The 13,642-nt window shown below is 62.7% G+C and carries 14 protein-coding genes; 11 read left to right on the top strand and 3 right to left on the bottom strand.

Annotation, left to right across the window (positions count from 1 at the left end):
* Nucleotides 1-2: 2 nt before the first annotated feature.
* From mltB to IB256_RS28025, 10 genes are all read left to right on the top strand, one after another.
* On the top strand, nt 3-1,025 hold the full coding sequence (gene mltB / locus IB256_RS28070) for a lytic murein transglycosylase B (RefSeq protein WP_138216917.1): 1,023 nt from the start codon (nt 3-5) through the stop codon (nt 1,023-1,025).
* On the top strand, nt 1,022-2,044 hold the full coding sequence (locus IB256_RS28065) for a septal ring lytic transglycosylase RlpA family protein (RefSeq protein ID WP_192404788.1): 1,023 nt from the start codon (nt 1,022-1,024) through the stop codon (nt 2,042-2,044). Before mltB ends, IB256_RS28065 begins: the two co-directional genes overlap by 4 nt.
* A 98-nt stretch (nt 2,045-2,142) precedes the next feature.
* Nucleotides 2,143-3,300 carry a D-alanyl-D-alanine carboxypeptidase family protein gene (locus tag IB256_RS28060; protein ID WP_138216919.1) on the top strand — a complete coding sequence of 386 codons (1,158 nt, stop codon included), beginning with the start codon at nt 2,143-2,145 and terminating at the stop codon, nt 3,298-3,300.
* Between the two features lie 188 nt (nt 3,301-3,488).
* Nucleotides 3,489-3,788, top strand: a complete 300-nt coding sequence (locus IB256_RS28055; RefSeq protein WP_045215124.1) for a DUF493 domain-containing protein — start codon at nt 3,489-3,491, stop codon at nt 3,786-3,788.
* Complete coding sequence (lipB, locus tag IB256_RS28050; RefSeq protein WP_192290500.1) at nt 3,788-4,441, top strand: lipoyl(octanoyl) transferase LipB; 654 nt, start codon at nt 3,788-3,790, stop codon at nt 4,439-4,441. Before IB256_RS28055 ends, lipB begins: the two co-directional genes overlap by 1 nt.
* The gene (gene lipA, locus IB256_RS28045; protein ID WP_192290498.1) at nt 4,438-5,433 is read left to right on the top strand and encodes a lipoyl synthase; all 996 of its coding nucleotides are present in this window, start codon (nt 4,438-4,440) and stop codon (nt 5,431-5,433) included. The genes lipB and lipA overlap by 4 nt, the downstream gene beginning before the upstream one ends.
* Before the next feature lie 322 nt (nt 5,434-5,755).
* Nucleotides 5,756-6,259: a fimbrial protein gene (locus tag IB256_RS28040; protein ID WP_192404787.1), complete on the top strand. Its 504-nt coding sequence runs from the start codon at nt 5,756-5,758 to the stop codon at nt 6,257-6,259.
* A gap of 93 nt (nt 6,260-6,352) precedes the next feature.
* Nucleotides 6,353-7,102 carry a molecular chaperone gene (locus IB256_RS28035; RefSeq protein WP_192404786.1) on the top strand — a complete coding sequence of 250 codons (750 nt, stop codon included), beginning with the start codon at nt 6,353-6,355 and terminating at the stop codon, nt 7,100-7,102.
* A gap of 273 nt (nt 7,103-7,375) precedes the next feature.
* Nucleotides 7,376-9,967, top strand: coding sequence for a fimbria/pilus outer membrane usher protein (locus IB256_RS28030; RefSeq protein WP_225601997.1), 2,592 nt, complete (start codon nt 7,376-7,378; stop codon nt 9,965-9,967).
* Nucleotides 9,912-10,280, top strand: coding sequence for a hypothetical protein (locus IB256_RS28025; RefSeq protein ID WP_192404819.1), 369 nt, complete (start codon nt 9,912-9,914; stop codon nt 10,278-10,280). The genes IB256_RS28030 and IB256_RS28025 overlap by 56 nt, the downstream gene beginning before the upstream one ends.
* Nucleotides 10,281-11,040: 760 nt before the next feature.
* Here IB256_RS28025 and IB256_RS28020 read toward each other — a convergent pair.
* The 3 genes from IB256_RS28020 to arfA form a co-directional block, all read right to left on the bottom strand.
* Nucleotides 11,041-12,303 (bottom strand): lytic murein transglycosylase, encoded by a 1,263-nt coding sequence (locus IB256_RS28020; RefSeq protein WP_192290491.1) that lies wholly within the window; start codon nt 12,301-12,303, stop codon nt 11,041-11,043.
* Nucleotides 12,304-12,522: 219 nt separating this feature from the next.
* Nucleotides 12,523-12,822, bottom strand: coding sequence for a hypothetical protein (locus tag IB256_RS28015; protein ID WP_192290489.1), 300 nt, complete (start codon nt 12,820-12,822; stop codon nt 12,523-12,525).
* Nucleotides 12,823-12,895: 73 nt separating this feature from the next.
* A complete protein-coding gene (gene arfA / locus IB256_RS28010; protein WP_192290487.1) occupies nt 12,896-13,048 on the bottom strand; it encodes an alternative ribosome rescue factor ArfA in 153 nt (50 codons plus the stop codon).
* A gap of 178 nt (nt 13,049-13,226) precedes the next feature.
* Here arfA and IB256_RS28005 point away from each other — a divergent pair, with 178 nt between their 5' ends.
* Nucleotides 13,227-13,577: a YciI family protein gene (locus IB256_RS28005; RefSeq protein ID WP_192404784.1), complete on the top strand. Its 351-nt coding sequence runs from the start codon at nt 13,227-13,229 to the stop codon at nt 13,575-13,577.
* Nucleotides 13,578-13,642 lie beyond the last annotated feature (65 nt).

Here is a 13,642-nt window from a genome sequence, read left to right as displayed (position 1 = left end):
GAGTGAAGAAAGGAATGCAAGTACTGCGCGCCTGGGCTGCCAGGGGGGTGCATTGGGTCGGAATCGCGGGGGCGATCGGCATGTCCGGCGCCGCTGGCGCGGGCGACTACGATGGTTCGCCTCAGGTCGCCGAGTTCGTCAGCGAAATGACCCGTGACTACGGCTTCGCCGGCGAGCAGCTCATGGGCCTCTTCCACGACGTGGAGCGCAAGCAGTCCATCCTCGACGCCATCTCCCGCCCCGCCGAGCGGGTGAAGACCTGGAAGGAATACCGCCCGATCTTCGTCACCGACGCGCGCATCAACCGCGGCGTGGACTTCTGGAACCAGAATGCCGAGGCCCTGGCCCGCGCCGAGCAGGAATACGGCGTGCCGGCCCAGTACATCGTCTCCATCATCGGCGTGGAGACCTTCTTCGGCCGCAATACCGGCAACTTCAAGGTGATGGACGCGCTGTCCACCCTGGGCTTCGACTACCCGCCGCGCGCCGACTTCTTCCGCAAGGAGCTCAAGCAGTTCCTGCTGCTGGCCCGCGAACAGCAGGTCGACCCGCTCAGCCTGACCGGCTCCTACGCCGGCGCCATGGGCCTGCCGCAGTTCATGCCGAGCAGCTTCCGCGCCTACGCCGTGGACTTCGACGGCGACGGCCACATCAATATCTGGAGCGACCCCACCGATGCCATCGGCAGCGTCGCCAACTACTTCAAGCAGCACGGCTGGCATACCGGCGAGCCGGTGGTGTCGCAGGCGGAAATCGGCACCTCCACCGCCGAAGACGCGCTCACCCAAGGCCTGGAACCGCAGATGAACCTTGGTCAGCTACGCTCTCAGGGCTGGCGAACCCATGACGTGATCCGCGACGACCTGATGGTGACCGCCATGCGCCTGGAAGGCGCACAGGGCACCGAATACTGGGTCGGGCTGCCGAACTTCTACGTGATAACCCGTTACAACCGCAGCGCCATGTACGCCATGGCGGTCCATCAGCTGGCCGGCGAGATCGCCAAGGCGCGAGGTGTCCATTGAGCAAGCGAATCGCAAGTCCCGGCCTCTGGTCGCTGGCCGCCTGCGTTGGCCTGAGCACCGTGTTCCTCGCCAGTTGCACCGGCAACCGTGCGCCCCAGCAGCAGCCGGTGGCCAGCAGCGGCATTTCCGGGCCTTATGATTACAACCGCCCGCACCGCGACGGCGCGCCCTGGTGGGACGTCGACGTCTCGCGCATCCCCGATGCCGTGCCGATGCCGCACAACGGGCCGTTCAAGAACAACCCCTATACCGTGCTGGGCAAGACCTACTACCCGCTGAACAACGCGAACACCTACAACGTGGTCGGCACCGCCTCCTGGTACGGCACCAAGTTCCATGGCCAGGCCACCGCCAACGGCGAGCAGTACGATCTTTACGGCATGACCGCTGCGCACAAGACCCTGCCGCTGCCGAGCTACGTCCGCGTGACCAACCTGGACAACGGCAAGAGCGTCATCGTCCGCGTCAACGACCGCGGCCCGTTCTATTCCGACCGGGTGATCGACCTGTCCTTCGCCGCCGCCAAGAAACTCGGCTATGCCGAGACCGGCACCGCCCACGTGAAGGTAGAGGGCATCGACCCCGACCGCTGGTGGGCCTCCCAGGGCAAGCAGCCGCCGATGATCATGGCCCTGCCGAAGATGGCCTCGCAGCCTGCCGCGCAGCCGCAGGCGGTCGCCATGGCCCAGCCCATCGAAACCTACACCCCGCCGCCGGCGCAACACGCCGCGCCTGTGGCGCCGGTCCAGATCGACTCAAAAAAAAACGCTTCATTACCAGCCGATGGCCTGTATCTCCAGGTGGGTGCCTTCGCCAACCCGGACGCTGCGGAGCTTCTCAAGGAGAAGGTCGGCGGCCTGACGGGGGCGAAATCCTTTATCAGCTCGGTCGTGGTCAACCAGCAGACCTTGTACCGAGTGCGCCTGGGACCGATCGGAACGCAGGATGAAGCAAGTCGGATGCAGGACAGCATCCGCGTGGCCAATCTAGGCCAACCCAAGCTCGTGCGCCTGGACTGAGATTCCACCGCACGTGCCGCAGCGGCCCGTCAGAGGTCGCAGCACCCGAGTTCCCCCCAAGGGGATTGTTTGACCATTAGTGAACCCCAGAGAGACGGATGAACATCTTCAACTTCGCCAAACGCCTGTCCTTGCTCGTGTTGTTCAGCGCCCCCGTGGCCAGCTGGGCAGCTGAAGTCGTTCCCGCCGCCCCGCAGCTCGCGGCCAAGGCCTGGGTGCTGATGGACGGCGCCAGCGGCAACATCCTGGTCGAGAACGCCGGTGACGAGCGCCTGCCGCCCGCCAGCCTGACCAAGCTGATGACCGCCTACATCGCCACCAAGGAAATCGAAGGCGGCCGCATCGCCGAATCCGACCTGGTCACCGTCAGCGAACACGCCTGGCGCACCGGCGGCTCGCGCATGTTCATCAAGGTCGGCTCCCAGGTTTCGGTGAGCGACCTGCTGCACGGCATCATCATCCAGTCGGGCAACGACGCCTCCGTCGCCCTGGCCGAGCACATCGCCGGCAGCGAAGACGCCTTCGCCGACATGATGAACACCACCGCGCAGAAGCTGGGCATGACCAATTCCCACTTCATGGACGCCACCGGCCTGCCCAACCCGGACCACTACTCGTCCGCCAAGGACATGGCCACCCTGGCCCGCGCCATCATCTACGGCGAGCCGACTCACTACGCCATCTACGCGCAGAAAGAGTTCTTCTGGAACAACATCAAGCAGCCCAACCGCAACCTGCTGCTGTGGCGCGACAAGACCGTCGACGGCCTGAAGACCGGCCACACCGACGAAGCCGGCTACTGCCTGGTGGCTTCCGCCGTGCGTGACGGCCAGCGCATGATCGCCGTGGTGTTCGGCACCAACAGCGAACAGGCTCGCGCCGCCGAAACCCAGAAGCTGCTGACCTACGGCTTCCGCTTCTTCGAAACCCAGACCTTCTACAAGAAGGGCGCCGAGCTGACCAAGGCCATGGTCTGGAAAGGCTCCGAGCACGAAGTCAAAGCCGGCCTGTCCGAAGACCTGACCATGACCGTGCCGCGCGGCCAGCTCAAGCAGCTGCAGGCCAACATGGTCGTCGAGCCGAACCTGATGGCGCCGATCCAGCAGGGCCAGGTCATCGGCAAGGTCGAAGTCAAGCTGAACGACAAGGTCGTCCGCACCGCCGACCTCGTCGCCCTCAACGCCGTGGAAGAAGGCGGCTTCTTCCGCCGTATCTGGGACAGCATCCGCCTGTTCTTCTTCGGCCTGTTCAACTGACCGCCCGTCCCGGTCTTGTACTTTTGTATACAAGACCGGGATTGACCCGCCCGCGCGGTCGCAAACTCGGGTAAAATGCCCGCCTGCGACTGCCTGGTCCCCGTGGCCCGGCGGCCGAAGTCCGATCCACCCGGAGCGTCCCCATCCCGGACGCTCATGCGGAGGCGGGCCACCCGCCCGCGAGAGCCATGACTGATACCCCTGATTCCGTCGATACCAGCGAACAGCCCGCACCGAAGATCGAGTTCCCCTGCGAACGCTACCCGATCAAGGTCATCGGCGACGCCGGCGAAGGCTTCCCCGACCTGGTCGTCGAAGTCATCCAGCGCCACGCTCCGGACCTCGACATCACCACCCTGGTCACCCGTGACAGCCGCAACGGCCGATTCCTGTCCGTGCAGGTGCTGATCACCGCCACCGGCGTCGACCAATTGCAGAACATCCATAAAGACCTGCGCGCCACCGGCCGCGTCCACATGGTGCTCTGATGGGCGAAACGCTGGGCTTTCGTGAGCTGGGTATCCTTCCTTACGAGCCGACCTGGCACGCCATGCAGCGCTTCACCGCCGAGCGCGAGCCCGTCACGCCCGACGAAGTCTGGCTGCTCGAACACGAACGCGTGTTCACCCAGGGCCAGGCCGGCAAGGCCGAGCACGTGCTGTTCCCCGGCGACATCCCGGTCGTCCAGGTCGACCGCGGCGGCCAGGTGACCTACCACGGCCCCGGCCAGCTGGTCGCCTACCTGATGCTCGACGTGCGCCGCTCCGGCATTGGCGTGCGCGACCTGGTTTCGCGCATCGAGCAGAGCCTCATCGGCCTTCTCGACAGTTACGGCGTCACCGCTGTGTCCAAACCCGACGCTCCGGGCGTCTATGTGGACGGCGCGAAGATCGCATCTCTCGGCCTGCGCATCCGCAACGGCCGCTCCTTCCATGGCCTGGCCCTCAACGTGGACATGGACCTGGAACCCTTTCGACGCATCAATCCCTGCGGTTACGCAGGCATGGCCATGACCCAGCTGAGTCAGCTGGCCGGCCCCATCGCATTGGCCGAGGTGCGCGAGCGCCTGCGTGGCGAACTCGTCGAACGCCTTGGCTACGCGGCACAGAAGACCCTAACGGGCGGGATCGAACCTAGATGAGCACTGTTGTGGAGAATTCCGGCCAGGCCGCCCCGGCCGCCAAGCCGGGCAAGGTGGAAGTCGGCGTCAAGCTGCGCGGCGCAGAGAAGGTCGCGCGCATTCCGGTGAAGATCATCCCCACCGACGAACTGCCGAAGAAGCCCGACTGGATTCGCGTGCGCATCCCCGTTTCCCCCGAGGTCGACCGCATCAAGCAACTGCTGCGCAAGCACAAGCTGCACAGCGTCTGCGAAGAGGCCTCCTGCCCGAACCTGGGCGAGTGCTTCTCCGGCGGCACCGCGACCTTCATGATCATGGGCGACATCTGCACCCGTCGCTGCCCGTTCTGCGACGTCGGCCACGGCCGTCCGAAGCCGCTGGATGTCGATGAGCCGACCAACCTCGCCATCGCCATCGCCGACCTGCGTCTGAAGTACGTGGTGATCACCTCAGTGGACCGCGACGACCTGCGTGACGGCGGCGCCCAGCACTTCGCCGACTGCCTGCGCGAAATCCGCAAGCTGTCCCCCGGCGTACAACTGGAGACCCTGGTCCCGGACTACCGCGGCCGCATGGACATTGCCCTGGAAATCACCGCCAACGAGCCACCGGACGTGTTCAACCACAACCTGGAAACCGTGCCGCGCCTGTACAAGTCGTCTCGTCCGGGCTCCGACTTCGAGTGGTCGCTCGACCTGCTGCAGAAGTTCAAGCAGCTGGTCCCGCATGTACCGACCAAGTCTGGCCTGATGCTCGGCCTGGGCGAGACCGACGAGGAAGTCATCGAAGTCATGCACCGCATGCGCGAGCACGACATCGACATGCTGACCCTCGGCCAGTACCTGCAGCCCTCGCGCAACCACCTGCCGGTGCAGCGCTTCGTCCACCCGGACACCTTTGCCTGGTTTGCCGAAGAAGGCGAGAAAATGGGCTTCAAGAACGTCGCCTCCGGCCCGCTGGTGCGCTCCTCGTATCACGCCGACCAGCAGGCCCACGGCACCAAGATCGGTTGATCGCTCGCCGGATATCTCCGGCCGTCGCTGCTTGAAGAAAAGGCCGCCTCTCGCAAGAGAGGCGGCCTTTTTCGTTGCCGACCACTTCGCTCACCCCGTCATCCTGGTTCCTGATGTGTAGGAATTCCCCTTTTTCATTCGGACTATTCCCGGCGGTATTAGCGTCTCGACTGACAGCCGAAACGTTGTGTCATCAGCAGAATTCACAGGGTCGCTCGCCATTGTTCCTGGCGGCGCGCAATGCCATGGGGAGCACCAATGTGGCCCGAATCGATTGGGAACGAGGCCCCCGGCATCCCGATCACACTGCTGAGTGAACAACATGAAAAAGCTGCTCGTAGTTGCAATTCTCTCCTCCGCTTCCGTTGGCGCCTTCGCCTATGACGCACAGGTCAACTTCAACGGCGAGGTGCTGGACCAGACTTGTGAAGTAAACGGCAAGCAAGGCTCCGCCGTCGTCGACGTGACCCTGCCGACCGTCAACAAGAGCGCCCTCGCCGGCGCCAATAGCTGGGCAGGCAATACCCCGTTCACCTTCAGCCTGACCAACTGCCCGGTCAGCGCCACCACTGCCAAGTGGGAAATCACCGGCCGGGTCGACAGCGCTGGCACCCTGTTGAATACCGTCACCGGTACCAACGCCACCGTTCGTCTGCTCGACCCGACTGGCACCGCCATCAACATCAACACCGACGCCGGTTACATGTTCACTCCGGCCGCCGATGGCAGCGCCACCCTGAAGTACATGGCGCAGTACTACTCCCAGGCTGGCTCCGCCACCGCTGGCAAGCTGCAGACCGTCGGTTACTGGACCCTGACCTACTAATCGGTCTGCGTCGATCTCGACGCTCGCGGTTGGCAATACCCGGGGGAGGCGTTCCATCTCGGGCCTCCTCCGGTCTTCTAAGGTGATCGTGCAATGGCAAGTCTGACTTCAAAATCCTTCTGGTTCGCCGGTTGCCTGAGCGTGGCGACCTTCTGGTGCGGCCTGGCTCAGGCAGGCATCGTGATCCAGGGCTCCCGTGTCGTCTATCCCGCCAAAGATCGGGAGGTCTCCATCAAGATGACCAATATTGGCGAACAGCCTTCCCTGGTGCAGGCCTGGGTCGACAGGGGCAACGAGAAACTTACCGCCGATAAGGCCGATGGCCCGTTCCTGATCACGCCCCCCATCACTCGTGTCGAGGCCAAGAAGGGGCAGACTCTGCGTCTGGTCTACACCGGCGATGATGCTGCTTCCAAAAAGCAGGAGACCGTATTCTGGCTGAACGTGCTGGACGTTCCCCCCATGCCAAAGGATCAGGAGTCCAACTTCCTGCAGGTTGCCGTGCGTTCGCGGATGAAGATCTTCTATCGCCCTGACGGTCTGGAGGGCAACCCGAACCAGGCTGCGGAAAGCCTGACCTGGTCGGTCGTCCAGGCCGGTAGTGGTTACGTGATCCGCGCTCGCAATAGCACGGCATTCCACGTCTCCCTTGCCAGCGTTCAGCTTGTCGCCGACGGCAGGAGTTACGACGTGCGCAAGGACGACGTGAAGATGCTCGCACCGGGCAGCAGCATGGACTTCCCTTTGCCGAGCCTCACGGGTCACCCGGGTGCCGGCGCCAAGGTTGATTACCAGTGGGTGACGGACTACGGCGCATTGAGCCAGCACGAGAGCGCCCTCTGATAGCTGCTACCTGAGCATGGCCGGATTGAGTCCGGCCAGTTGCATTCAACCTCACTAGGTTCCGCCGCCTGGCACTCCGCGCGGCGAGGATTCGTTCGTCCTGAGAATGGCGGACGACTGGAGAAAACCATGGATCTGAAGCAAGGCACATACTTCCAGCAGTTCAGGCGATCATCGCTGGCTGCCGCCGTCGCAGAGCATGCAGCCTCACCGGTGGCCGTTGGCTGCAGCCTGGTAGTGAGCGCCTTGCTGATGCTAGGGAGTGGCGCTGTTATGGCTGCAGAGCCTGCCAATAAGGGAGCATCCTCAGGCACTCGCCATGATTCCCCTTCCTTCGCCGCGTTCAACCCCAACTTCTTCGACAATGGCGGTAGCACCCCCAGCGTGGATGTCTCGCGATTCGAGAATGGCACGCCGGTGGAGCCGGGCACCTACCGGCTGGACGTCTACGTCAATGATTCCTGGATCGGTCGTATGCCGATAACTGCCGTAGCCAATGGCAGCGGCAAGGATGCGACCTCTCGATATTGCGTCAAGGCGGCGCAACTCCCTGAGCTGGGCGTCGCTGTCAGCAAGTTGCCCGTGGAGAACCAGAAGCTCGTCACCGGTGACTGCGTCGACTTCGCCGCTGCCGTCCCGGACGGCAAGATCGACGTCGACCTCTCCGAACTGACGGCCCGTGTGTCCATTCCGCAGCTCTACGTTGGCCGTCAGGTCCGCGGCTACGTTGACCCGTCGCAATGGGACGGCGGAGTCGCCGCCGGTTTCCTCAACTACGACACCAACCTGTATCGCACCGACAGTCAGGGCTCCGACTCCACCCAAGCCTATGCCGGCATCAACGCTGGCATGAACCTGGCGGATTGGCGCCTGCGTTACAACGGTACCTATAACCATGGCAAGACCGATGGCAGCCCGACGCAGAGCAGCTACCAGTCCATTAGTAGCTATGCCCAGCGCGATGTCACCAGCCTGAAGTCCCAGTTCACCGCGGGCCAGTACTACACTCCCAGTGACCTGTTCGACTCCGTGCCTTTCACCGGCGTCCAACTGGGCAGCGACGACCGGATGCTGCCGGACTCCCAACGCGGATTCGCGCCGGATATTCGCGGTGTAGCGGAAACCAATGCGCGGGTACGGATCAAGCAAGGTGAGAGCGTCATCTACGAAACCACCGTGGCGCCAGGCCCATTTGAGATCAACGACCTGTTCAACACCGGCTACGCCGGAGACCTGACAGTAGAGGTCACCGAAGCTGACGGCCGTGTGAAGTCATTCCTGGTGCCCTATGCCTCCGTCGGACAACTGGTCCGTCCGGGCGTGTCCCGCTACAGCGCGACAGCGGGCCAGTACCACGACAAGACCCTCGATCGCGAACCCAACTTTGGCCAGGGCACCTACCAGTACGGCCTCAACAATTTCATGACGGCTTACACCGGCGGCATCGTTGCCAACTCCTACCAGGCCGCCCAGGGAGGCCTCGCCTTCAGTACCGCGCTGGGGGCATTGGCGGCGGACGTCACCCAGTCGCGTGCCACCGACCTGCCGACCGATCGCTATGGCATCAAGTCCGACATGAGTGGCCAGAGTTACCGGCTGACCTACAGCAAGTTGCTGGAGGCCACCTCCACCAACATGACCATTGCCGCCTACCGCTTCAACAGTGAAAACTACCTGAGCCTGCAGGATTACGCCCAGGTGTGGGGCCGCCTCAGCGAGAAGTACGAGTTCGACCGCCAGCGCAACCGCTACCAATTGACGCTCAACCAACCGGTCGGCGAGCGCAGCTCCTTGTACGTCAGCGGATCCAAGCAGAACTATTGGAACCGCAGCGACACCGACACCAGTTTCCAGGCTGGCTACAGCACCGGTTTCAACTGGGGAACCGTCAACCTGAGTGCGTCGCGAACCAGCATTGGCAGCTCGGTCAACAACGGCAGAAGCGACTGGAATGACAACCTGAGCCGCAGCGACTACCAGAACACCTACATGCTCAGCGTCAACATCCCGATCGGCACGGACAGTGACAACCCTCTGTCGCTGACGACCAACCTCAACGTCACCGACAGCAAGAACAACAATGTGCAGACCACTCTCAGTGGTACCACGGGCGAACAGCGCCAGCTCAGCTATTCCGTGTATGGCTCTGGCAACAAGGTCGATAGCGATCGCAAGTACAACGGCGGTGGCAGCGTCACCTACAACTCGCCCTACGCCGTCTACAACGCCAACGCCAGTGGTGGCGACGGCTACAAGCAGGCAGGTGTGGGCGCGCGCGGCGCGATCGTCGTGCACCCTGGCGGTGTCAACTTCAGCCAGAACCAGGGGGAGACCCTGGCCGTTCTCGAAGCCAAGGGCGCCGAAGGTGCGGCCATCAACTCCAACGTCGGCGCCAAGGTGGCTGGCAACGGCTATGCCGTCGTGGGGGGGCTGACCCCCTACCGTCAGAACGACATCGAGATCGACCCCAAGGGCACCTCCGAGGATGTCGAACTGCAGGTCACTTCCCAAAGTGTGGCGCCGCGCTTCGGCTCCATCGTCATGCTCAAGTACCCGACAGTGACCGGTGCGCCTGTGCTGATGACAGTGAAGCGCGACGACGGCGAAGTCATCCCTCTTGGTGCCGAAGTACTGGATGCCAAAGGTAACAGCCTGTCCATGGTGGGGCAGGGCGGCCGTGTTTTCTTGCGGGGCCTGGCCTCCACGGGAGAACTGATGGTCAAGTGGGGCGAGGGCTCCGGCCAGCGCTGTCAGATCAACTATCAACTGCCGGCTGGTGCTAAGAAGGACGCCCCTTTTATGAAGACGGATGCGACCTGCCGGACTGTGTTGGGTAAATCTGCATTGGCTCAGAACCAACTTTAATGAAGCAGGCACCCGAAAAGACAGTATTCAAATCAGTGGTTTTCTCTTTGTGAAAGCCGCTCCAGAATATGTTCGAGTCCTCTTGGACTTGGCTGTAGCCTGCCGGCTCTCTCTCGGTAAAATCTTAGGTCGCATGCTGCCGCTGCCGCTGCCGCTGCCGCTGCCGCTGCCGCTGCCGCTGCCGCTGCTGGTTACTAGTGGGGAGTCTTTTGCTTATTGTTCCGGAAATATAGTGGCAAGCCCAATTTCCCCGGCAGTCGTGTTCATCAGCAAAACCACTCCTGTCGGCCAGGTTTCGCGATCGCCACGCTGACAGTTAATTGCGCCGGCGCTGGAGTAGTCAATGATTTCCGGGCAATGAACTACACCCCTCAATCGCCTCTGCAGGATGGGTAGAAGATTTCGAATAGCTACGGGATAAGTCTGCAAGGTTTGGGGTGCCGCATGTACTTGCCTGACGGACTGATAATCAGGCCCACCAGCTATGGGAGGAGTGCTGGGGATAACTACGGTCAGAATGCTCAACACACCAAGGCAGCAGCCAGTTCGACCGCAGTCTATACCTACAAGCTTGATCTGGTGCGCACTAACATCTCACTGGCCCCTGGAGTCTTCCAGGAGAGTCTCGTGCGCTTCGGATATCAGGACGGAAACTTGGGGGTGTATACCGGGCGGCACATTTGGGCAGTGCACCTGGAAATTTGGCAGTCAGATAACTAGTCCCGTTCATTTTCAGTTTATAGCGCCGACTTGCACAGTTTCCTTAGGAGCTGCGAAATAGACTGTCCTTCTGGATAGATCCGCCCTGGTGGATTTCCCCAGTGTAGGTTCAACAGCCAAGGAAACCGGGTTTCATATTCAGTTGCAGGAGTGCGTGATCCAGACGGTTGTTTTCGTGCGGATGAACGGTACGTCGACTGTTGGTTCTGTGTTGGCAAGTCCTGGTAGTGCGAAAGGAGTAAGTATTCAATTGCTAAAAGATGGAGCGCTTCTAAGTGTTGTTAGTCTCTTGAGTCTTGGGCGTCGGGCACGGCAAGGACCAAGGCGCCTTCGGGCGCCTTTTCCTGCCTTAGTCAATTCGTGTTGCGCAATTGCCGTAGCAGTGCCGGGGTAGGGTAGCCGTCGGCAGGTTGCTCGATGGACTGCTGGAAGGCACGGATCGCCTTGCGCGTATTAGCGCCGATGATGCCGTCCGCTGTACCGGGTGCCAGGCCGCGGTCGGCCAGGGTCTGTTGCAGCTCGATGCGCTCACTGCGGCTCAGTGGGGCGTCTTCCACCGGCCAGCGCCCTGCCAACTGGCCGCCACCTTTGAAACTGTCGGCCAACAGGCCTACTGCGAGGGCGTAGGAGGTGGAGTTGTTGTACTTGAGGATGGCGCGGAAGTTGTCTGTCACCAGGAATCCAGGGCCGCGATAGCCTGCCGGCAGCACCAGTGAGACGCTGGCCTGCGGGTCCGAAGGCAGGGTGCCACTGGCAGGCCGCACGCCCAGACGTAGCCATTCGGCCATGGGCTTTTGAATGCTCATCTCCGCCAGGGCGTAGTCGAAGCCCTGTGGCAGGCGTACTTCGAAGCCCCAGGTCTGCCCTCGCTGCCAGCCGGAAGTCTTCAGGTAGTTGGCGGTGGAGGCCAGGGCGTCGGAGGATGAGCCCCAGATGTCGCGCCGCCCGTCGCCGTCGAAGTCTACGGCGTACTGGTTGTAGGTGGTCGGGATGAACTGGGTCTGGCCCATGGCGCCGGCCCAGGAGCCGATCATGTTGCCGGGCGGCACGTCGCCGTGCTGGAGGATCTGCAGCGCGGCGATCAACTGGTCGCGGCCGAAGTCCGGGCGCCGGCCTTCATAGGCCAGGGTGGCCAGGGAGCGGATGACGTTCTTGCTGCCCATCTGCTGGCCGAAATTACTCTCCATGCCCCAGATGGCCACGACGGTTTCGCGGTCCACGTCGTAGGTGCTGTCAATGCGTTGCAGCACCTCGTTGTTCTGCTGCAGACGGTCTTGGCCGTTGCGCACTCGCGCGGGGGAGACAGCGCTTTCCAGATACTGCCAGACGGGGCGGCTGAACTCGGGCTGGCTGCGGTCGGCGGTGACGACGGAGTCGTCCGGCTCAATACCTTCGAACGCGGTGTCGAAGGTCTGCGCACGGATGCCGGCGGCCAGCGCCTGGGTGCGGAAGCCATCGCGCCACTGGGCGAAGCTCTGCGTGGGTTGTATGTGTGCAGCGGCGGCGCCCTTGGGCGGCGGCTCGGTACAGGAGGTCAGCAGACCGAAGCTGGCCAGGGACAGGGCGGCAACGAGCAGGCAGCGTTGGCCGACAACAGGTGAAACAGGCTTGCGCATTGCTCTCCTCGGGAACTGGCAGGGGAGGGGCCACCTTAACATGGCCGCTGTGACGCGTCTGCGTTGTGCAGATGCGGCGGGTGTGCAAATTCGATGACGCGGCTGCGGGAAAATTCCCCCGGGACGGAAACATCTGCTGGGCGGTGAAACAGAATATCCATGCAGGAGCGCCCCATGGGCGCGATCGCGGGCGTAGCTCGCTCCTGCAGGACTGGCGCGCTACTGCTTGGGCGTGTTGCCGGTTTCCTGATCAACCTTCGGCGCGCTCTGGTTCAGTTCCTTCAGCATGTCGTCATAGGCGGCGCAGTCGTCCGGGCGCTGTTCGCTGGAGCGAGACTTCTTCATTTCCGCGAGTTTTTCATTGAGCTTCTGTGCGCGCTGGGGATCGCTGCGGGTGACTTCGGTGACCTTGGCGGCGACTTGCTTGCCCTTGGCTTCGGCTTCCTGGTCGGAGCAGAACGCATGGGCGGACAGGCTGAAGGGAAGGGCGAGGATGGCGAGGATCAGCGGGGCTTTCATTGTGAGGACCTCCAGGGCTTGGCTGTCCGGTTGAAAGCTAAAGGGCGGGGGTGGTTCAGGTTTTCTGAAGATTTCAGGCCGCCAGAAGCGAAGAAGCCTCCCAATTTCGGGAGGCTTCGCGGCGGTAGCTGCCTTTGCCTTTGAGCGGCTGTTCCTGGCGGCTGCGGAACAGGGGCTGTGCGACCACAGACTTGGCCTTGTTTGGCCGTTTGGATTTCTTCGCCATCTGACTTTCCTCGTTGAGGCCGGCGCCGTTGCCGGCGCGCGCATCTTCCGCCTATCTGGCACGCTTGTCCATGCCGCTGGTCTACCGGCAGGCGGGCCACGGCAAGCGCGCGGCGTTCGGGGCTACGCTGGGACGACGGACCTTTCTGATAAAACGGACAAGAACGAGGACAAGGGCGATGAAGTTTCTCTGCATGATCTACTTCGACGAGCGCAAGGCGGCCGAGCTGCCGGAGGCTGAGCTGCGTGGCATCGTTGACGACTGCATGACCTACAGCGAACAGCTGCGGCGCAGCGGGAATTACCTTGCGGCCAACGCGCTGCTGCCGACGCCAACGGGGCGCACATTGCGTGGGCAGGGGGAAAAGCTAGTCGTTACCGACGGGCCGTTTGCCGAGACGCGGGAGCAGTTGGGCGGCTTCTACCTGATCGAGGCGCAGAGCATGGCGGAGGCTGAGCGCATCGCCGCGAAGATTCCACCGGGGCGGCTGGGCTGTGTGGAGGTACGCCAGGTACGGGAGTGGGAGTGAGACAGCGCTCATCGCTCCTGCAGGTGATCTGTATGGATTGTTGTAGGAGCGTCCGATGGGCGCTA

Source organism: Pseudomonas sp. PDM17, assembly GCF_014851985.1.
Classification (GTDB): Bacteria; Pseudomonadota; Gammaproteobacteria; order Pseudomonadales; family Pseudomonadaceae; genus Pseudomonas.
This window is presented reverse-complemented; position numbering and strand designations above follow the sequence as displayed.

What these genes read in the sequence shown, in the direction of transcription:
- IB256_RS28025 (WP_192404819.1), top strand. Translation starts at nt 9,912, where the DNA reads ATGCGACCTGCCGGACTGTGTTGGGTAAATCTGCATTGGCTCAGAACC.
- arfA (WP_192290487.1), bottom strand. Translation starts at nt 13,048, where the DNA reads ATGGCGAAGAAATCCAAACGGCCAAACAAGGCCAAGTCTGTGGTCGCA.
- IB256_RS28005 (WP_192404784.1), top strand. Translation starts at nt 13,227, where the DNA reads ATGAAGTTTCTCTGCATGATCTACTTCGACGAGCGCAAGGCGGCCGAG.
- lipA (WP_192290498.1), top strand. Translation starts at nt 4,438, where the DNA reads ATGAGCACTGTTGTGGAGAATTCCGGCCAGGCCGCCCCGGCCGCCAAG.
- IB256_RS28035 (WP_192404786.1), top strand. Translation starts at nt 6,353, where the DNA reads ATGGCAAGTCTGACTTCAAAATCCTTCTGGTTCGCCGGTTGCCTGAGC.
- lipB (WP_192290500.1), top strand. Translation starts at nt 3,788, where the DNA reads ATGGGCGAAACGCTGGGCTTTCGTGAGCTGGGTATCCTTCCTTACGAG.
- IB256_RS28055 (WP_045215124.1), top strand. Translation starts at nt 3,489, where the DNA reads ATGACTGATACCCCTGATTCCGTCGATACCAGCGAACAGCCCGCACCG.
- IB256_RS28020 (WP_192290491.1), bottom strand. Translation starts at nt 12,303, where the DNA reads ATGCGCAAGCCTGTTTCACCTGTTGTCGGCCAACGCTGCCTGCTCGTT.
- IB256_RS28030 (WP_225601997.1), top strand. Translation starts at nt 7,376, where the DNA reads ATGGCTGCAGAGCCTGCCAATAAGGGAGCATCCTCAGGCACTCGCCAT.
- IB256_RS28060 (WP_138216919.1), top strand. Translation starts at nt 2,143, where the DNA reads ATGAACATCTTCAACTTCGCCAAACGCCTGTCCTTGCTCGTGTTGTTC.
- IB256_RS28015 (WP_192290489.1), bottom strand. Translation starts at nt 12,822, where the DNA reads ATGAAAGCCCCGCTGATCCTCGCCATCCTCGCCCTTCCCTTCAGCCTG.
- IB256_RS28040 (WP_192404787.1), top strand. Translation starts at nt 5,756, where the DNA reads ATGAAAAAGCTGCTCGTAGTTGCAATTCTCTCCTCCGCTTCCGTTGGC.